This is a genomic window from Aeromonas salmonicida, from assembly GCF_028355655.1.
GTDB lineage: Bacteria > Pseudomonadota > Gammaproteobacteria > Enterobacterales > Aeromonadaceae > Aeromonas > Aeromonas salmonicida.
Map to the genome: position 1 here is coordinate 4,051,224 of NZ_CP110645.1, position 19,283 is coordinate 4,070,506.

Here is a 19,283-nt window from a genome sequence, read left to right on the forward strand (position 1 = left end):
CGCAGCCAAGCCGCTGCCCATCAATGGACGGCTTGCCGGTGACATGGTCATGATTACTCATCTCAACCCCTTGAATCACGACGAATGACCCAGCCTTTATCACCCGCCATCACGCCTCAGAACGGGAACAGCAGGGGCACCATGATAATCACCCCCAAGCTGTAGGCCAGCGAGACCGGCAGGGCCAGCTTGAGGTAATCCGGCATCTTGTAGTTGCCCGCCGCATAGACCATCAGGTTGGTCTGGTAGCCGTAAGGCAGGATAAAGCTTGAACTTGCGCCAAACAGCACAGCCAGAATAAACGGCATGGTCGAGACGTCCATGCTGAGCGCCAGCTGGTAGCCCATGGGGAAGGCGAGCGCCGCCGCGGCGTTGTTGCTCATCAGCTCGGTCAGTACCAGGGTAAACAGGTAGATGCCGATAAAGGCGATGATGGGGCTAGAACCGTTGAACTCCCCCATCAGCCAGTCGGCAATCACCCTGGCCAGACCGCTCTTCTCAAGCTGATCGGCGATGGCGAGCGCCCCGCCCACCACCAGCCAGATATCCAGCGGAAAGCGGCGGCGGATCTCGTCCAGGGTCAGGATGCGGGAGAACAGCAACGCCACCAGCATCATGAGCAGCCCCTTGAACAGCGGCACCAGCTCAAACACCGACAGTGCCAGCACGCCGAGGAAGCCCAGCACAACGGCGGCGCTGCGCTTGCCATCGAGGCGAGTGGAAGCCTCAAGCCCGCTCACCACCACAAACTCCAGCGACAGGGACTTGTTGCTGGCAAACTTGGGACCCGGGGCAAGCAGCAGGGTATCGCCGGCGTGCAGCTCAATCTGGCCGAGGCCGCCGGTAAGCTGGGTCTCGCCCCGGCGCACCGCCAGTACCACGGCATCGAAGTGGGTACGAAACTCGGCATCCTTGATGGATTGCCCCACCAGTCGCGAGCTGTGGCTGACGATCACCTCCACCAGATGCTGGCCGTTGAGACGATGCTGACCGTACAGATCCAGCCCCTTCATCTCCTGCAACACGCCGACACTCTCCACCTCGCCGCAGAACAGCAACACATCCCCTTCGTGCAGCTCGTGTTCCGGCTGTACCGGGCAGATCACCTGGTCGCCGCGAATGATCTCCGCCAGATAGAGGCTTTTCAGGCTGCGCAGGCCGTTCTCCTTGACGCTGCGCCCCGCAAGCGGCGAACCGGCGCCTACCTTGGCTTCGAGAAAATAGCCGGACTCCCGGCTCATCTCGGTATCCTGCTCCGGCAGATAGCGGGCAAACAGCAGCACGGCCACCAGACCGGTCAGCAAGGTCCCGGCTCCCACCATAAAGAAGTCGAACATGCCGAGCGGCTGGGCCCCCATCTTGATGAGGAAGCTGTTGACGATGAGATTGGTGGAGGTGCCGATCAGGGTCAGCACACCGCCAAAGGTGGCGGCGAAGCACATGGGCAGCAGCAGCCGGGAGGGCGCATGGTTGGGATTGCGTTTGACCGCCCCCAGCATGGACGCCACCACGGCCGTGTTGTTGACGAAGGCAGACAGGAAAGCGGTGGAAAACCACAGCTTGATCAATACCTTGTTGAATGAACCCGAGCCCACCAGATTGGCGAACCAGCTCATGATCCGGGTCTTCTCCACCGCCAGCGACACCAGCAGCAGCAACACCAGGGTCAGCAGGGCGCTGTTGGTGTAACCCGCCACCACGGCGTTGATGTCCGCCAGTCCACTCAAATAGGTGATGAGCACGGCGCCCGAAAAGAGCAGCGCCGGGCGGAGTTTGCCCTGGATCAGCAGGGCGACGAGCGCAGCCAGCAGACCCAGCACCAGGGATTGTTGCCAGGTCATGGGGTTACTCCTTGCCGATGGCGAGTGCTTGCCAGTGCGGGAAGTGCTTGCGTACCAAGGCGTTGAGCTCGATTTCAAACTCGCTGTATTGCCCTGCCACTGCTTTCGCAGCCAGGCCTTCCACTATCATGCCCGCCCCGACGGTGACGTTGGTCAACCGGTCGATCAGGATGAAGCTGCCGGTATCGCGGATATCCGTGTATGGATCAAACGCCACAGGGTCGGTCAGACTCACTTCGCACAAGCCAATCTCGTTGAGATGCAGTTCGCTCGCATCCAGCTGGTCCAGCTTGTTGATCTCGATGCGATGACGGATGACCTCCACCTGACCACGGGTCTTCTTGGTGGCCAGCTTGACGTCATAGACCCGGCCCGGTTGCAGGGACTCCTCCCCCATCCAGACGATGTGGGCCAGCACGTTCTGGGTCACCTGGGGCTTTTTCGCCGCATCCACCAGCAAATCGCCGCGGCTGATGTCGATTTCATCGGCAAAAGTCACAGTGATGGCCTGACCCGGCAAGGCGTACTCCAGATCCCCGTCGAAGGTCACGATGCGGGTGACTGTGCTCTCTTTGCCGGACGGCAGCACCGCCAGCTTGTCGCCGACCCGCAAAATACCGGCCGCGAGCGTACCCGCAAAGCCGCGAAAATCCAGGTTGGGGCGGTTCACGTACTGCACCGGCAGACGCACCGGATGACGCTCCAGCTCACGCTCAACGTCGGCGGACTCAAGCAGTGAGAGCAGGGTCTCCCCCTGATACCAGGCCAGCTTGTCGCTCGGGTTGACCACGTTGTCGCCGTCCAGCGCCGAGACAGGCACTATCTGTATGGTGTCGACGTTGAGCTTTTTGGCGAATTCGCGGTAATCGGCACTGATGCGCTCGAACACCTCCTGGCTGAACTCCACCAGATCCATCTTGTTGACCGCCACCACGAACTGCTTGATGCCGAGCAGGCTGGCGATAAAGCTGTGGCGACGAGTCTGATCCAGCACGCCCTTGCGGGCATCGATCAGAATGATGGCCAGATCGCAGGTGGAGGCGCCGGTCGCCATGTTGCGGGTGTACTGCTCATGGCCCGGGGTATCCGAGATGATAAATTTGCGTTTCGCCGTCGAAAAATAGCGGTAGGCCACATCTATGGTGATGCCCTGCTCGCGCTCGGCCTGCAGGCCGTCCACCAGCAGCGCCAGATCCAGCTTCTCGCCTGTGGTACCAAGCTTCTGACTGTCGGACTCCAGCGCCTTTAGCTGATCTTCATAGATCTGCTGGGAGTCATGCAGCAGGCGACCGATCAAGGTGCTCTTGCCGTCGTCCACGCTGCCACAGGTGAGAAAACGCAGCAGGCTCTTGTGCTGCTGGGCGTGCAGGTAGGCTTCAATGCCCTGTTCGCTGATGGCGGTCTGAATATGGTTGTTCATGATGCGATTCCTTAGAAATATCCCTGACGCTTCTTCTGCTCCATGGAGCCTGCCTGATCGTGGTCAATCAGCCGTCCCTGCCGCTCGCTCGAAGTGGTGAGCAGCATCTCTTCGATGATCTCCGGCAGCGTGGTGGCATCGGATTCGATGGCCCCGGTCAACGGGTAGCAGCCGAGGGTGCGGAAGCGCACCAGCTCCTGCTTCACTTCATCTTCAGGGCCGATGGGCATGCGCTCGTCATCCACCATGATCTTGATGCCATTGCGCTCAACGACCGGGCGCACGGCCGCGAAGTAGAGCGGCACTATGTCGATGTTCTCGAGATAGATGTATTGCCAGATATCCAGCTCGGTCCAGTTGGAGAGCGGGAACACCCGAATGCTCTCCCCCTTGTTGACCTGGCTGTTGTAGACGCGCCACAGCTCGGGACGCTGGTTTTTCGGGTCCCAGCGGTGAGACTTGTCACGGAAGGAGTAGACCCGCTCCTTGGCACGGGACTTCTCCTCGTCACGACGGGCACCACCGAAGGCAGCATCAAAGCCATGCTGGTTGAGTGCCTGCTTGAGCCCTTCTGTTTTCATGATGTCGGTGTGCTTGCCGCTACCGTGCACGAAGGGGTTGATCCCCATGGCGAGGCCATCCGGGTTCTTGTGGACGATGAGATCCAGCCCGTACTTTTTGGCGGTCTCGTCGCGGAAGGTGATCATCTCCTTGAACTTCCAGTCGGTGTCGACGTGCAGCAAGGGGAAAGGGATCTTGCCCGGATAAAAAGCCTTGCGGGCCAGGTGCAGCATGACGGAGGAGTCCTTGCCGATGGAGTACATCATCACCGGGTTTTCAAATTCGGCAGCCACCTCGCGGATGATATGGATGCTCTCGGCCTCCAGTTGCTGCAAATGCGTCAGTCTTTCACGGTCCATGTCGGGTCCTCTGGTCTGGCTAACGCGCCGGGTCAGGGCGCGATTCGGGTTCAGGTCGGTGCCGCTGTCGCCGCACCGTCAAATCGATTCATGGTCAAAACATTCAGGAGTGGGGCTCAGGCCAGGTTGACCAGCTTGAGGTCGCAGCCATTCATGTCAGCCCCGGCTTGCACATCGCGCTTTTCACCACTCTTTTCCCCAAACCAGGCCAGCTGTTTGCGCAGGGAGACCACTTCACCAATGACGATGAGGGACGGGCTCACTGCCTGCTGGGCCAGCACAGCCAACTCAGCCAGGGTGCCGGTCAGCACGCGCTGACGGGCCGTGGTGCCCCGCTCTATGATGGCGATGGGGGTTTGACTGCTACGGCCATGGCTCACCAGTTGCTGCTGGATATGTTCGGAGCGCATCAGCCCCATGTAGATAACCAGCGTCTGCTGGGTCATGGCGAGCTGCTGCCAGTCGGGCTCCTTGCCCTCTTTCTGGCAGTGGCCGGTAATAAAGACGGCACTCTGGGCGTGGTCGCGGTGGGTAAGCGGGATACCGGCATAAGCGGTGGCGCCAGCGGCGGCCGTGATGCCGGGCACCACGGAGAAGGGGATCCCCTCTGCCGCCAGTACCTCCAGCTCCTCGCCGCCACGGCCAAACATGAAGGGATCACCGCCCTTGAGGCGCACCACACGGTTACCCGCCCTGGCGTACTCCACCAAGAGGCGGTTAGTCTCTTCCTGGGGCACGCTGTGGGCACCGGCCTTCTTGCCGACCGAGACCAGGGTGGCATCGCGGCGCACCAGGTCCAGGATCTCCGGAGAGACCAGCTGGTCATAGAGCACCACTTCCGCCTGCTGGATTTGTTGCAGCGCCTTGAGGGTCAACAGGCCCGGATCGCCAGGGCCCGCACCGACCAGCACCACCTCGCCCACCTCGCTTTGGGCCTTGTCGAGCCCGTCATTGAGCCAGGTTTCGGCACTCTGCCAATCCTGCTTTTCGATAAGCCCGGCCAGGGTGTTGGAGGCAAAGGCCCGCTCCCAGAAGCGGCGACGATCAGAAATGGATGAGAGCACCTGCTTGGCCTTGTCACGCACCCGACCTGAGAGCTCGGTGAGCCCCCCCAGGTGGCGGGGCAGCAGACTCTCGAGTCGCTCGCGCAACAGGCGCACCAGGACGGGAGCCTTGCCACCGCTGGAGACGGCGACCATCAGGGGCGAGCGATCTATGATGGAGGGAAAGATGAAACTGGAGCGCTTGGGGTCATCCACCACATTGACGAACAGACCCAGCTGGTTGGCGCTCTGATAGACCAGGGCGTTGACTTCGAGATTGTCGGTGGCGGCAACCACCAGCAGCTGACCGGCCAGGTGCGCCGGGGTGAAGCGCTCGACCAGATGGGTAAAACGGCCGGCAAATTCGGCGAATTCGGGTTCAATCTCGGGGGAGACCAGGGTCAGCCTTGCGCCTGCTGCCAGCAGCAGGCGTGCCTTGCGCAGGGCCACCTCGCCCCCGCCTACCAGCAAGACGGGGCGGCCTTCCAACCTGGCAAACATAGGTAAATAATCCATTTCGGCCCATCCCTCGGAACACGACTAATATGGGGCGACTATAGGCAGGGCTGCTTATCCCTCAAAATAATAAAAAATGCTTTTTAATGCATTTTAGTAATTAGCAAAGCCATATGATGACAAAGGCGGACGATCATCCTTGTGGTGCTCGGAGCAAGGCCATAGGCTAGTGAATGTGTTTCATAAGGAGCTAGATAATGAATGAGTCATTGATTGTGCTAGGGATCTTCGTGTTCCTGGTGATCGTCACCCTGGGTGCCGGCATCAAGATAGTGCCGCAAGGCTACAACTGGACAGTGGAGCGCTTCGGCCGCTACACCCGCACTCTCTCACCCGGCCTCAACCTGCTTATCCCCTATGTGGACAGAGTCGGTCACAAGATCATCATGATGGAGCAGGTGCTGGACATACCGGCGCAAGAGGTGATCTCCCGCGACAACGCCAACGTCACCATAGACGCCATCAGCTTCGTGCAGGTGGTGGATGCCCGCAAAGCCGCCTACGAGGTCAACGATCTCACCAGCGCTATTCGCAATCTCACCATGACAAATATGCGGACAGTGCTGGGCGCCATGGAGCTGGACGAGATGCTCTCCCAGCGCGACACCATCAACGAGAAGCTGCTGCGCACCATGGATGCCGCCACCGCCCCCTGGGGCATCAAAGTGACCCGGATCGAGATCAAGGATGTACGTCCGCCGCTGGCGCTGGTGGAAGCCATGAACGCCCAGATGAAGGCCGAGCGTCAGAAGCGGGCTGAGGTGCTGGAAGCCGAAGGGGTGCGTCAATCCAAGATCCTCAAAGCCGAGGGGGAGAAGCAGTCCCAGATCCTCAAGGCCGAGGGGGAGCGTCAGGCCGCCTTCCTCGCCGCCGAAGCGCGGGAGCGGGCTGCCGAGGCGGAAGCCAAGGCGACTCATATGGTCTCAAAAGCTATAGCGGAAGGGGATATGCAGGCCATCAACTACTTCGTGGCCCAGAAGTACACGGAAGCACTGGCCCGTATCGGCGAAGGCCCCAACAGCAAGATCATCATGATGCCGCTGGAAGCGGGCAGCCTGATCGGCTCGATAGCCGGCATGGCCGAGATGTTCAACAAAGATGGCAAGGGTAACAAGTCATGACAGCCCTGCTCGAGGGGCTAACCCACTGGCACTGGCTGGGGCTGGGTTTCATCCTCTTGGCCATAGAAGTGCTGGGGTCGGTGGGCTTTTTGCTCTGGACCGGCATAGCCGCGCTGGAAGTGGGGCTGCTGCTGTTGCTGTGGCCCTTCGGCTGGCAGGCGCAACTGCTGTTGTTTGCGGTGCAATCCCTGCTCACTACCTGGGCCTGGTGGCGCTGGCAGCACAAGCGCGACCGCTCGGGCCGTGATGCGGCCGCCCCCATCAATGAACGGATGCAGGGTTATGTGGGCCGGGAGCTGGTGCTGCTGGATGACGTGGTGCAGGGGCTGAGCCGGGTCCATCTGGATGACACCGTCTGGACGGTGCGCAGCCAGATGCCGCTCACCGCCGGCAGCCGGGTCAAGGTGGTCGGGACGGATTCCCATATCCTGCTGGTGGAACCCCTGCCCTGACCCGAACGCGCTAGCTTAGGCTTCACCACACCAAAAAGGGCTCCACGGAGCCCTTTTTCATGAGGATGGCGCGAGTGCTTAGAAAGCGTCGGCGTCGAGGGCTGCACGCAGCAGATCCTTCCAGCTGATGATGCCGACCAGGGCACCATTTTCCAGCACCGGCAGGCAGGATACATTCTTCTCCAGCATGATTTTCACGCCGTCGCGTACCGGCAGGTGGGAGGCGATGGTGACGGGCTGGCGACTCATGATCTGATGGGCCCGCCGATTGAGGGTCTCGGTATCCCGGCTCATTTCGGCCTCGGAATCGAGGTAGGGGCTGATGGCGCGGAACAGATCCCTGTCCGAGATGACCCCCACCAGCTCCTCTTCCTCCAGCACCAGCAGGTGACGAAAGTGGGCCTGCTCGAAGATATCCTTGATGACAGTGAGTCTGTCATCCATGGAAACGGTGGCGACCCGGGTCGTCATGATGTCCTTGATAAGCATGCTAACCTCCCGTAACCCGACTGGTTTCTCTGTTATGGCATGTTTTTACCACGCCAGCCAGTCGCCCGTCCTTAGCCCAAGTGCAAATCTGCGCCATTTCACGTAAGATCCGCGCCAGATTTTCTCCTCCATTTTGAGCAAGCAGACCCCACCCATGATAGTTGCCAGTCAAATCGAACTGATCCGCGGCGGCCGCAAGCTGCTGGACAACGCTTCCGCCACCATTCACCCGGGCCACAAGGTGGGCCTGGTGGGTAAAAATGGCAGTGGCAAGTCCACCTTTTTTGCACTGGTACGGGGCGAGCTTGCCATCGACAGCGGCAGCTTCAGCCTGCCCGCTGGCTGGCAGATTGCCGGTGTGGCCCAGGAGACACCGGCGCTGGACTGCTCTGCGCTGGACTACGTGATCGACGGCGACAAGGAGTTCCGCTCACTGGAAGCCCAGCTGGCCCAGGCCGAGCTGGATGACAACGGCATACTGGTGGCGGAGTTGCACGGCAAGCTCGACACCATAGGCGCTTACAGCATTCGGGCCCGCGCCGCCGAGCTGTTGCACGGTCTGGGTTTCAGCGACGAGCAGTTGAGCTCGCCAGTGCGCAGCTTCTCCGGTGGCTGGCGCATGCGTCTGAACCTGGCCCAGGCCCTGCTCTGCCGCTCCGACCTGCTGCTGCTCGATGAACCGACCAACCACCTGGATCTCGATGCCGTCATCTGGCTGGAAAAGTGGCTCAAGGGCTATCAGGGCACGCTCGTGCTGATTTCGCACGACCGCGACTTCCTCGACTCTGTCATCAGCCGCATCATCCACATCGAGAACGGCAAGCTCAACGAATACACCGGCGGCTACTCCGACTTCGAACTGCAGCGTGCCGAGCAGCTGGCCCAGCAGCAGTCCATGTACGAGAAGCAGCAGCGGGAGGTGTCCCACATGCAGGCCTATGTGGACCGCTTCCGCTACAAGGCCTCCAAGGCCCGTCAGGCCCAGAGTCGCCTCAAAGCCATGGAGCGGATGGAGAAACTCCTGCCCGCCCACGCCGATTCCGAATTCAGTTTCGAGTTTCGCGAGCCATCGGCTCTGCCGACCCCACTCATCGCCATGGAGAACCTCAGCGCCGGTTACGGCGACAAGGTGATCCTGGAGAAGATAAAGATGAACCTGGTGCCGGGTTCACGCATCGGCCTGCTCGGTCGCAACGGCGCCGGCAAGTCCACCTTCATCAAGATGCTGTCGGGCACCAATCCGCCCCTGTCGGGCAAGCTGGAGGTGAGCGCCGGCGTCAGCATAGGCTACTTCGCACAGCATCAGCTCGAAACCCTGCGTCTGGACGATACCCCCCTCGATCACTTGGCCCGCCTCGCGCCGGACAAGTCCGAGCAGGAGCTGCGCAACTATCTGGGCAGTTTTGGTTTTCACGGTGACAAGGCGCTCGACAAAGTGGCCCCCTTCTCCGGCGGCGAAAAGGCACGGCTGGTGCTGGCACTCGTCACCTGGCAAAAACCGAACCTCTTGCTGCTGGATGAACCGACCAACCACCTGGATCTGGAGATGCGCCACGCCCTGACCATGGCGCTGCAAGGCTTCGAGGGCGCCATGGTGGTGGTCTCGCACGACCGGCACCTGCTGCGCACCACCACAGATGACTTCTATCTGGTGCACGGTGGCCGGGTCGAAGCCTTCGACGGCGATCTGGACGACTACCACAAGTGGCTCGGCGAGCAGGAGAAAGAGGCCAACGCCAAGCCAAGCGACGGCATCATCTCCGCCAACTCGGCGCTGGCACGCAAGGATCAGAAGCGGCGCGAGGCGGAATTCCGCCAGCAGACCCGCCCCCTGCGCCAGAAGCTGGAGAAGCTGGAAGCCAGCATGGCGAAATTGCAGACCAGATTGGCGGCCGTGGAAGAGCAGCTGGCCGACCCCGCCATCTATGAAGAGGCGGCCAAGAACAAGCTCTCTGAGCTGCTCAAATCCCAGGGCCCTATCAAGGAAGAGCTGGATGGTGTCGAGCTGGAGTGGATGAGCCTCTCTGAAGAGCTGGAAACCATGGAGCAGACCTTCCTTGCATGATGACCCGCTGATAGCGACCGAGCGGGTCGCCGTACACGAATTGCCGACGCCCATCGGCTTCTGGCACTGGAGCGGCAAGGTCTATGGCGAACGCAGCCAGGACTGGCTCACGGTGCAGGCACAAGGGGGCAACGTCAACCTGGCCCTGCTGCTGCATCGACTGGATCAGACAGGCATAACCGTCGACCTGACCGATCTGCAGCCGGCACTGGTACAGACAGAAGCGGTATTGGCTCCCTGGCGCGCCCTGCGCCAGAACGCCAAATCGCGACTCGATGAGCAGGAATACCAGGCAATGCTGGCCCATGAGCTGGAGCTGGAGCGCTTGCAACAAGGGGTCCTGCTGCAGACACTGCGCGGCCTCACCCTGTTTCGCGGCAAGGGCCGCAATCTGTTGAACTATTTATCGTTACTGGGTGCCCAGCAGGGCCCCCTCAGAGATCTGACATGCTGAGTTATCGCCACGCTTTTCACGCCGGCAACCATGCCGACGTCCTGAAACATGCCGTTCAGGCCCTGATCATCGAGTCCCTCAAGAAGAAGGATAAGCCCTTCATTGTGCTGGACACCCATGCCGGCGGCGGTCTCTACGACCTGCGCGGCGACTGGTCCCAGAAGAAGGCCGAGTATGCCGATGGCATAGGCCGGTTGTGGGATGAGCGGGCCCAATGGCCCGCCATGGCCCCCTATCTTGGCGTCATCGACGAGATGAATCAGGGCGGTGAGTTGCACTACTACCCGGGCTCCCCCGAACTGTCGCGCCGTCTTGCCCGCGAGCAGGACAAGCTGGCCCTGATGGAGCTGCACAACAACGAAGTGGAAGACCTGCGCGCCAACATGGGCTATGACCCCAGAGTCGTCGTGCACCACCGTGACGGCTTCGAAGGGCTGGTAGCCCTGCTGCCGCCGACCCCGCGCCGCGGGCTTGTGCTGATCGACCCACCCTATGAGCTCAAAGAAGATTACTTCGCCGTGGTAGATACCCTGAAAAAGGCACAGAAGCGCTGGGCCACCGGCATCTACGCCCTTTGGTATCCGATCCTGGGGCAAGAGGCGGACAAATCCCGCGACATGCTGCGCGCCATCAAGCGGGAAAACTTCGGTAACGTGCTGGTGGCCGAGCTGGAAGTGGCCGAACAGACCGCCGACTGGGGCATGAACGGCTCCGGCATGCTCATTATCAGCCCCCCCTGGATGCTGGACGAGCAGATAGAAGCCTTTCTCAACCCCCTGTGCGCCAAGCTGGCTCAGGGGGCTGGCGCCAAGTACAAGGTGGAATGGTTAAGCAAAACGGAAGCCTGAGGCCAGCCCTGATATTTGAAACAAAAAGCCCCTTTCGGGGCTTTTTGTCATTCCGGGCCGGGATATTCATGACTGGGCGACTGGCAAAGCCACCACCCTTGATAGGTTCTCCCTATCCAATCATTAGATGAGAATAGTTTTCATTTAATGTAATTGTGGCGGATACTGCTGTCATCACCAGAGGGAGTCACCATCATGAAAAAGACCATCAGCTTTGCCATCCTGCACTTCGGTGTCGCCTTTACCGTGGCTTACCTGCTGACCGGTGAGCTGCTGACCGCCAGCCTGATCGCCCTGATAGAGCCAGCAGTCAACACGGTCGCCTTCTACTTTCATGATCTGGGCTGGCACAAGTTGAAGCCCCGTCACAGCCTGCAGGCCAAGACCAGCAGCTTCGCACTGGTACACTTCAGCGTGGCGTTTGCCGTCGCCTTCCTGCTGAGCGGCGAGCTGCTCACCGGCGGCGTGATGGCCATCATAGAGCCCGCCATCAACACAGTTGTCTTCTTCTTCCACGAGCGGCTGTGGCGCGCCCGCCAGCAACTGGCGCTGGCCTGAACCCCTTGCCTTGTTCGGGGCCGCCCGGCGCAAAAAAGCGCTCGGCGGCCCCGTCTCATTGTGTTCTAGTAGCCGGGTATCCCACTCTTTTTGCTGGAGTCTTTCCGATGAACAAACTGCTGCTTGGCCCTCTTCTCTTTGCTCCTGTGCTGGCCTGTGCTGCCACCCCTTCCTTTGATTGTGCCAAGGCAGCAGGCGCGGCCGAAACCCTGATCTGCAAGGATGCCGCGCTGGCGGCGCTGGATAACGAGCTGGCCACCCTCTATCCCAAGGTGCTCGCCAACCTCTCCCCCGAACAGCTCAAAACGGAAAAGGCCATGCAGCGCGGCTGGATCAAGGGTCGCAACAACTGCTGGAAGGCCAAGGATCTGCGCCAATGCGTGGAGGAGAACTACCAGCAGCGGATCACTGAGTTGCAGATAAAAGGCGGCCAGCTGATGGTCACGACGCCGGTCGACTACAAGTGCGGCAACAAGGTCATCCTCTCGACCTACTTCTATAACGATGCCAAGCTGCCCGCCGCCGTGATCAACCTGAGTGAAGGGGATAGCCAGCAACAGGTGCTCGCCTATGAAGTGCCCAGCGCCAGCGGCGCCCGTTACGAAGGCCAGAACCTCAGCCTCTTCACCAAAGGGGACGAGGCCAGCCTGGAGCGTTACGGCCAGCCGGCACTTAGCTGTACCGAGATCCCGACCAAGGGCAACTAACCGCAGTACGGGGGCCGCCAGCAATCGGCCCCCTTGCCGAACACAATGGCGCCCCCGCTATGCCAGAGAGTGGCATCAGCGCCCCATGGTCACACATGCGCTTTCGAAAAACGCCACCCACAGCTCCCCGCCATCTATCGATCAAACTGCCTTATTTATTAATTTGTTGATCCTGCCCAGAGATCTTCCATCTCGTCCTTCCCCTCCGCACCACGCCCGCTAACATACCCGATTGGCAACAAACGCCTCGTCGGAGTCACCCCATGAGCCCTGCCAACCCTACTCCGTTGGTTAAACGCAGCAGACTGGAGGCTGAAATTCAGGGGCGGTAGCCATGCTGTTTACCAGCGCGACCACCCAAATCCGCACCATGCAGCAGGTCGATATGGCTGGCAGATAAAGGGGGGATTTATAAACCAGCAACTGGTCAGTCAAATGATTGGATATGGTGTTTATGAGTAACATGTTTGCTTTAGATGCTGAGAGTGCCAAAGCAATCAAAAAAACTCATTGAGCAGAAAGAGCAGGTAACCAACAAAACGATCAAGAAAAAGCCCCAAACAGGGTGGATTGACTGCTTGCCTGCCGCTTAGCTTTGCGTAATTAGGATTATTCGTGAAAATAACAGAAGCAACACTGTCAGATTTGGAACCATTTTTTACATATTTGAGTGTCCAGCTTTTAGATAATGCGGCTGACGACTCGCCACTCTTTCAACCCATGGCTAAAAAACACTGCCTGGTTACGGAGTCACTCCAAGCAAAATTTCGAGCTGGCTTTGGATCTGGCGTAGGTCAAGCTGGCTGGCGAAAGCTTTGGTTGATCAAAGACGCGAGTGATAATATTTTTGGACATATAGATTTACGTCATTACAACGAAGAGTACAGATTTCACCGTGTTATGTTGGGCATGGGGGTTGACTGTCGCGTAAGAAAGCAGGGTTTGGGTGTAAAGCTAATAGAAACGGCCATCACGTTTTGTCGTGAATCAGAAGAAATTGAGTGGCTTGATTTAAATGTGCTTACAAACAACCTGCCAGCTAAGAATTTATATTTAAAGTGTGGATTCAACGTCGTTGGTGAGATGTCAGATTATTACCGCATTGACGGTGAGTCAGTATCTGAAACCACGATGACACTGTGTACAAAACCTCCCTCCTCACAGAGTATTATTGTGGAGCACACCCGTCGTTGACGTTAATACACTCTATTATTTTCCGCATTACATATCTATGGTTTGATTTATAAAAAGATCACTCAAATATTTATATGCATACCTGTTTTTATCTATGGCTTGTTGGCTTTATTGATAACCATTGGGCTTCAACAAACCCGCAGCCGTAAAGTGAATAGGGCAGTAGCCTATATCCTGCCTTTCAGGATGATGGCCTTGTCGCTCGCAGGGATCAACGCCAGTTTCGAGACGCATAGCCGTAGTGCCAACCCTTGTTTTCCCTCCACATTGCTACAGGAAATATCAGCTTTATATTTAACTTTATATCTGAAGCTAGATGAACGTATTTTAGGAAAAAAAATGCGCATAACATTTCGATTGGTACTTTCTTTGCTGATTTTTATGTCCACGTTATCCCATGCACATGAAGTGGGATTTCGTAAAATGGAAGTGTCCTCATCAGAGACAAATGATAGTTTTCCGATGGTTTTGTTTTATCCAACCAGCAGCAAGCCAAAACTGGTTGAAATGGGGCCATTTAAGATGAATGTCGCCATAGGTGGGAATATATCAGCAGGCAAGTTCCCATTAGTCATGGTGTCCCATGGTTCGGGTGGCAGCAATTTATCATATAAAGATATAGCCGTTTCATTGGCAGCAAATGGCTTTATGGTTGCAATACCACTGCACCCTAAAAACAACTATATGGATAACTCACTAGAAGGATCTCTTGCCAATTATATAAACAGACCCAAGCACATTACCTCTGCACTGGATATGCTCCTTGGCACCCCAGGTTTAAATAGCCATGTTGACTCAAATAAAGTCGCAGTGCTGGGCCACTCTGTTGGCGGCTATACTGCGCTCGCAACCGCAGGCGGTATTGCAAACACAGGCAGTTTAATCTCATTATGCCGCAGTAAACCATCGTTATCAGACCCATATTGTGGCCCGGTACGTGAGGGCACTATAACGCAAGAAATTATAAACAACACCAAAGACAATCGAATTAAAGCCCTGATATTAATGGCTCCAGTAAGTGTCCTGTTTTCGGCTAAAGACTCTCTCACTGAGATCGACATTCCAATCTTATTGCTGAGGGCTGAAAAAGATGAAGAATTGACAGAGCCATATAATTGCAAGCTAATCGAGAAGAACATTGTAGATCGAGGTAAACTAACCAGCATCACAATTGCCAATGCTGGGCATTACTCATTTTTAACACTATTTCCTGAATCTCTTAAATCAGAACTCGGCGCGATAGCACAAGATCCCGCAGGATTCGACAGAGAAGAATTTCAAAACACACTTGGCTTGCTCATTATTGATTATCTCAACTCAACACTGGGACAATCAAGGAGATAAGGTATGGAAAAATTTCTGCTGTGCTCCAAATTCCCAGCAGAGCACGGAGTTATACGGCCAAGCTCTAAACTTACTTTAGATATAAAAATACACGAGGTAGTTATGTCTCTATATGATAGTAAGTATGAAAAATTTCTGTTTCAGAAAATTGATGATTCAGATTTTTTGTCCGGCTTTTTAATTGGACATCTTGTCATAGAGCATCTTCTCGAAGAAATCATAGTATCCTATGATCCAAAGCTTAAAATTCACTTTTCCTCCTTAAGCCATAGTAGAAAGATTAACCTAATTAACTCACTTGGCCTAATACCAAACGGGGCGGCTAGCTGTCTTCAAGACATCAATAAAATGCGTAACAAATTTGCTCATGAGCTTGGTTACGAGCCAAATAAAGGTGAACTTAAAAATTTGGTACGAAAGTGCAAAGAAAATTTTTCTGATTTCACTGATGGCTTAGAACAGATCCTTGGGGCTTTGGAAAACTGCGATAATCTCCAAGATACTTGTAACGACTATGGTTGTGGGTTAGCTGACCTTTTTATTCAGATAGTTTATGACTTAGAAGGTTATGTACATGCTTCATTAGAAAAAAACCTGCCCCCCCCCCTCTCGATAGCAGACTAGTCAGGTAAGGAGTGTGTCCTCTATCAGTCATGGCGGAAATTGAGAATGGAACTTCGTGGGATACAATCAAAGTAATGCATAAAAATAACAGGAGCAAAATCAATTATTAGCTCGCATATAACCGATGGCTCAACATAGACTCTCAATACGTCACGCTTCAGTTCTAATAATCCGTAGTGATGACTTTTGTATATATATTGGTGATAGCACCTTGTCAGCTTAGTATCTGGGCAGCAGGCCTCAATCTAGTAGGAAAAGTCATGAAGTATTCTTTGAATTGACAATGCCCATTGCTCTTCATGAGCAAGCGCTTCTTTATATTTATCACATTGATTTTTGCAGGATTCGTTGCGCTCAGTATATACAAAACTCAACTCAACATGGAGCTGGGTGTCTGGCTCTTTTACCAATATCTGAAAATACTGCTAGCAGCCTTCGTTGTATTGTTCGTGATGGCGCAAGCATCCCGGTTGTTTTCAGTCGAATTGAGAAATGAGGATGTTACTGGTAGAAACCGACTTTTTCGAAAAGTATCCATACCATATGCGGAAATGGTGGGGGTGAGTATGGGAAAACTGCTCATCGTCAACTACATGGTCATTCGAACCAACAGCCTCAAGCGCATTTACGCCCCTTTTGATCTGGACGGTTTTCAAGATCTTTCGGATAAAATAGATGCCAAGTTAAAGCATCGCACAGCATCAAGGAATGACTAGTAACCGCTGGCATTTTGCTCGTTGCCTATACCTGTGTTCAGCTCACAGGTAGCCGGATTGTACAGATCACCAGCCCATCTACACCCGTTATGGCCCCATGACGGGTCAGCGCTGTCATATCACGCTCCTGTGGCGCCCCTTCCCCCACGGGGATTCTCTCCCGCCCGCCACTGACCTATAGTGAGCCCCTACTCGAACAACCTTCGCGAGCAGCAATATGTATATCGGCGAATTTGCCCGGCTGGCGGGCACCACTCCCAAGGCGATCCGCCTCTACGAACAGATGGGGCTGCTGCCCGAACCCAGGCGGCGCGGCAAGTATCGCGTCTACCGGGCGGAAGACTTGGAGTGGGTCCAGATCATTCGTCAGGCCCAGCAGTTTGGCTGCAAACTCAGCGAGCTCAGATCCCTGCTGGCTGGCCTGACCGACATGGCGCAGTTTCCCTGGCAGGAGGCCGAACGCCTGATCGCCTGCAAGCTGGCCCAGCTCGCCGCCGAGACGGCTCGCCTGCAACACCAACATCAGCAGCTGGAACAGTTCGCCGAGCTGCTGCAACAGCATCCCTGCCGCACGCCACTCCTCCAGCAAGACTAAGCACGGGCAAGCGCCCTTCGATGGCAAGCCAGTCGCCCTGACCAGCGATCTCATGAAAGAGGGCAACTCCCCCCCTTGACTCTGTCCCATGGGACAGAGGGTCTAATACGGGCTCACCCCATCAGGAGCCCTGACCATGCCACCCCGTCTGCTTGTCATCAACGGCAATCCCAAACCCGACAGTTTCTGCCATGCCCTGGCCCGCGAGTATGCTCGCAGCGCCGAGGAGGCAGGCGCAGAGGTCACACTGCTGCACGTGGGGGAGCTCGCCTTCGAACCGGACTTGCGCCATGGCTATGACCTTATGCCGCCGCTGGAGCCGGATCTGTTGGCGTTGCAGCAGAGCCTGAGTGCCGCTCATCATCTGGTGATCGTCTCCCCCCTCTGGTGGGGTGGCATGCCGGCCCGTCTCAAGGGCCTGCTGGATCGCACCTTGCTCTCCGGCTTCGCCTTTCAATATGTCAAGGGCAAGGCCCAGCCCCTGCGTCTGCTCGCGGGCAAGACGGCGCGCCTGCTGCTTACCATGGACAGCCCTGTCTGGTACTACCGCTGGTGGCTGGGGGATCCCGCCTCGCGCATCCTCGACAAGCAGATACTGGGGCTGTGCGGCATCCGGCTCACCCACCGCCAGCACCTGGGGCCCATGCACAAGGCCCGCGATCAGGACAGGGCCCGCTGGCTGACAGAGACCTGTGCTGCGGCCCGCGCCGATGTGCGCCGGCTAAGTCGCCGCACATGAAAAAGCCCCGCATCGCGGGGCTTTTTGTTATTGGCGGTGGCCGACTCAGTTGACGGCGACCGGCTCGCTCATGCTGGCGGGCGGCGGAGTCTGAAACTCGCGCTCGGCCTCGTTGAAGCGATCCACCATGGCCTTGGAGGGCGCCTTGTCCAGCAAGCTGAACACCACAATCGCCAGAGCGGAGAAGAGGAAGCCCGGGATGATTTCATACAGCCCCAGCCAGCCAAACTGCTTCCAGACGATGACGGTGATGGCACCCACCAGCATGCCTGCGAGGGCGCCGTTGCGGGTCATGCGCGACCAGAGCACGGAGAGCAACACAACGGGACCGAAGGCGGCACCAAAACCGGCCCAGGCGTAGCTCACCAGCCCCAGTACCCGGTTCTCCGGATTCATGGCAACACCGATGGCGACCACGGCGATCAACAGCACCATCATGCGACCCACCCACACCAGCTCCTGCTGGGAGGCGTTCTTGCGCAAGAAGGGCTTGTAGAGATCTTCGGTAATGGCGCTGGAACAGACCAGCAGCTGACAGCTTAGCGTGCTCATCACGGCCGCCAGAATGGCGGAGAGCAGCACGCCGGCAATCCAGGGGTTAAAGAGCAGCTTGGAGAGCTCGATAAAGACCCGCTCCGGGTTGCCGGTGACACCGGCGGCCTGCTCGGTGAAGGTGGAGAAGTAGGAGAGGCCGAAGAAGCCGATGGCCACGGCACCACCGAGGCAGAACACCATCCAGGTCATGCTGATGCGGCGGGCATTGACCATGGAGTGGTGGGAATCCGCCGCCATGAAGCGCGCCAGTATGTGGGGCTGGCCGAAGTAGCCCAGGCCCCAGGCCATCAGGGAAATGATGGCGATGAAGTCCAGATTCTTGAACATGTCGAGGTTGCTGGCGTTCTGCGCCGCCACCTGCACCATGGCGGTGTCGATGCCGCCAACGGCGATGATGACGAATACCGGCGTCAGGATCAGGGCAAAGATCATCAGGGTCGCCTGCACCGTATCGGTCCAGCTCACCGCGAGGAAGCCGCCGAAGAAGGTGTAGGTGATGGTGGCCGCGGCACCGACCCAGAGGGCGGTGTCATAGCTCATGCCGAAGGTGCTCTCGAACAGGCGGGCACCGGCCACCACGCCGGAGGCGCAGTAGATGGTGAAGAACAGCAGTATCACCAGGGCGGAGAGGATGCGCAGCACCCGGCTCTTGTCCTCGAAGCGGTAGGTAAAGTAGTCCGGCAGGGTCAGGGCGTTGCGGTTCTTCTCGGTGTGAACCCGCAAGCGACCGGCGACCCAGCGCCAGTTGAGATAGGCCCCTATGGTGAGGCCTATGGCGATCCAGCTCTCTGAAATACCGCCGATGAAAACGGCGCCCGGCAAGCCCATCAGGAGCCAGCCGCTCATGTCGGAGGCCCCGGCGGAGAGGGCGGTGACCCAGCTCCCCATACGGCGGCCGCCGAGAATGTAGTCGTCAAAGTTGCGGGTGGCGCGATAGGCTATAAAACCGATCAAGACCATCCCGAGGATATACACCAGAAAGGTGATAAGCATGGGGGTGCTGGCTGTCATTCAAAACTCCATTAGGTGACGTGTGTACCCGTTCTGACGACGGGCTCTTCCTTAAAAAACCGCCCTAGCTT

At 57.4% G+C, this 19,283-nt stretch carries 19 protein-coding genes; 13 read left to right on the forward strand and 6 right to left on the reverse strand.

Features of this window, described 5'->3' with window-relative positions; all coding sequences use genetic code 11:
• Window positions 1-116: 116 nt before the first annotated feature.
• The 4 genes from ONZ54_RS18785 to cysG all read right to left on the reverse strand — a co-directional run bounded on the left by ONZ54_RS18785 (window position 117) and on the right by cysG (window position 5,740).
• Window positions 117-1,841, reverse strand: coding sequence for an SLC13 family permease (locus ONZ54_RS18785; protein WP_271786889.1), 1,725 nt, complete (start codon window positions 1,839-1,841; stop codon window positions 117-119).
• A gap of 4 nt (window positions 1,842-1,845) precedes the next feature.
• Window positions 1,846-3,261 (reverse strand): sulfate adenylyltransferase subunit CysN, encoded by a 1,416-nt coding sequence (cysN, locus tag ONZ54_RS18790; RefSeq protein WP_219591275.1) that lies wholly within the window; start codon window positions 3,259-3,261, stop codon window positions 1,846-1,848.
• An 11-nt stretch (window positions 3,262-3,272) separates the two neighbouring features.
• Window positions 3,273-4,217, reverse strand: coding sequence for a sulfate adenylyltransferase subunit CysD (gene cysD, locus ONZ54_RS18795; protein ID WP_257979974.1), 945 nt, complete (start codon window positions 4,215-4,217; stop codon window positions 3,273-3,275).
• Between the two features lie 80 nt (window positions 4,218-4,297).
• Window positions 4,298-5,740: a siroheme synthase CysG gene (cysG, locus tag ONZ54_RS18800; protein WP_080937953.1), complete on the reverse strand. Its 1,443-nt coding sequence runs from the start codon at window positions 5,738-5,740 to the stop codon at window positions 4,298-4,300.
• A 197-nt stretch (window positions 5,741-5,937) separates the two neighbouring features.
• On the opposite strand from cysG, the gene ONZ54_RS18805 reads away from it, so the two are divergent.
• Complete coding sequence (locus ONZ54_RS18805) at window positions 5,938-6,861, forward strand: SPFH domain-containing protein (RefSeq protein WP_005318765.1); 924 nt, start codon at window positions 5,938-5,940, stop codon at window positions 6,859-6,861.
• The gene (locus ONZ54_RS18810) at window positions 6,858-7,313 is read left to right on the forward strand and encodes an NfeD family protein (protein WP_005318764.1); all 456 of its coding nucleotides are present in this window, start codon (window positions 6,858-6,860) and stop codon (window positions 7,311-7,313) included. The genes ONZ54_RS18805 and ONZ54_RS18810 overlap by 4 nt, the downstream gene beginning before the upstream one ends.
• Window positions 7,314-7,391: 78 nt before the next feature.
• On the opposite strand, the gene ONZ54_RS18815 is transcribed toward ONZ54_RS18810, so the two are convergent.
• Entirely contained in the window at window positions 7,392-7,802 is a 411-nt protein-coding gene (locus ONZ54_RS18815; RefSeq protein ID WP_005318762.1) for a CBS domain-containing protein, read from the reverse strand.
• A 154-nt stretch (window positions 7,803-7,956) separates the two neighbouring features.
• Between ONZ54_RS18815 and ONZ54_RS18820 the strand changes: the two genes are divergently transcribed.
• From ONZ54_RS18820 to ONZ54_RS18870, 11 genes are all read left to right on the forward strand, one after another.
• On the forward strand, window positions 7,957-9,867 hold the full coding sequence (locus ONZ54_RS18820) for an ABC transporter ATP-binding protein (RefSeq protein WP_271786890.1): 1,911 nt from the start codon (window positions 7,957-7,959) through the stop codon (window positions 9,865-9,867).
• Entirely contained in the window at window positions 9,860-10,321 is a 462-nt protein-coding gene (locus ONZ54_RS18825) for a DUF2390 domain-containing protein (protein WP_021140958.1), read from the forward strand. The genes ONZ54_RS18820 and ONZ54_RS18825 overlap by 8 nt, the downstream gene beginning before the upstream one ends.
• Window positions 10,315-11,169 carry a 23S rRNA (adenine(2030)-N(6))-methyltransferase RlmJ gene (locus ONZ54_RS18830; protein WP_271786891.1) on the forward strand — a complete coding sequence of 285 codons (855 nt, stop codon included), beginning with the start codon at window positions 10,315-10,317 and terminating at the stop codon, window positions 11,167-11,169. Before ONZ54_RS18825 ends, ONZ54_RS18830 begins: the two co-directional genes overlap by 7 nt.
• Window positions 11,170-11,364: 195 nt before the next feature.
• Complete coding sequence (locus ONZ54_RS18835) at window positions 11,365-11,727, forward strand: DUF2061 domain-containing protein (protein WP_271786892.1); 363 nt, start codon at window positions 11,365-11,367, stop codon at window positions 11,725-11,727.
• A 107-nt stretch (window positions 11,728-11,834) separates the two neighbouring features.
• The gene (locus tag ONZ54_RS18840) at window positions 11,835-12,434 is read left to right on the forward strand and encodes an MliC family protein (RefSeq protein WP_271786893.1); all 600 of its coding nucleotides are present in this window, start codon (window positions 11,835-11,837) and stop codon (window positions 12,432-12,434) included.
• Window positions 12,435-13,049: 615 nt separating this feature from the next.
• Window positions 13,050-13,628, forward strand: coding sequence for a GNAT family N-acetyltransferase (locus tag ONZ54_RS18845; protein WP_271786894.1), 579 nt, complete (start codon window positions 13,050-13,052; stop codon window positions 13,626-13,628).
• Window positions 13,629-13,670: 42 nt separating this feature from the next.
• Entirely contained in the window at window positions 13,671-14,972 is a 1,302-nt protein-coding gene (locus ONZ54_RS18850) for an alpha/beta hydrolase family protein (RefSeq protein ID WP_271786895.1), read from the forward strand.
• Window positions 14,973-14,975: 3 nt separating this feature from the next.
• Window positions 14,976-15,596 carry a hypothetical protein gene (locus tag ONZ54_RS18855; protein WP_271786896.1) on the forward strand — a complete coding sequence of 207 codons (621 nt, stop codon included), beginning with the start codon at window positions 14,976-14,978 and terminating at the stop codon, window positions 15,594-15,596.
• Window positions 15,597-15,895: 299 nt separating this feature from the next.
• Complete coding sequence (locus ONZ54_RS18860; RefSeq protein ID WP_271786897.1) at window positions 15,896-16,312, forward strand: hypothetical protein; 417 nt, start codon at window positions 15,896-15,898, stop codon at window positions 16,310-16,312.
• Between the two features lie 217 nt (window positions 16,313-16,529).
• A complete protein-coding gene (locus ONZ54_RS18865) occupies window positions 16,530-16,907 on the forward strand; it encodes a MerR family transcriptional regulator (RefSeq protein WP_096119044.1) in 378 nt (125 codons plus the stop codon).
• A gap of 136 nt (window positions 16,908-17,043) precedes the next feature.
• Window positions 17,044-17,646, forward strand: a complete 603-nt coding sequence (locus ONZ54_RS18870) for an NAD(P)H-dependent oxidoreductase (RefSeq protein ID WP_271786898.1) — start codon at window positions 17,044-17,046, stop codon at window positions 17,644-17,646.
• A 45-nt stretch (window positions 17,647-17,691) separates the two neighbouring features.
• On the opposite strand, the gene putP is transcribed toward ONZ54_RS18870, so the two are convergent.
• A complete protein-coding gene (gene putP / locus ONZ54_RS18875; RefSeq protein ID WP_096119042.1) occupies window positions 17,692-19,212 on the reverse strand; it encodes a sodium/proline symporter PutP in 1,521 nt (506 codons plus the stop codon).
• Window positions 19,213-19,283 lie beyond the last annotated feature (71 nt).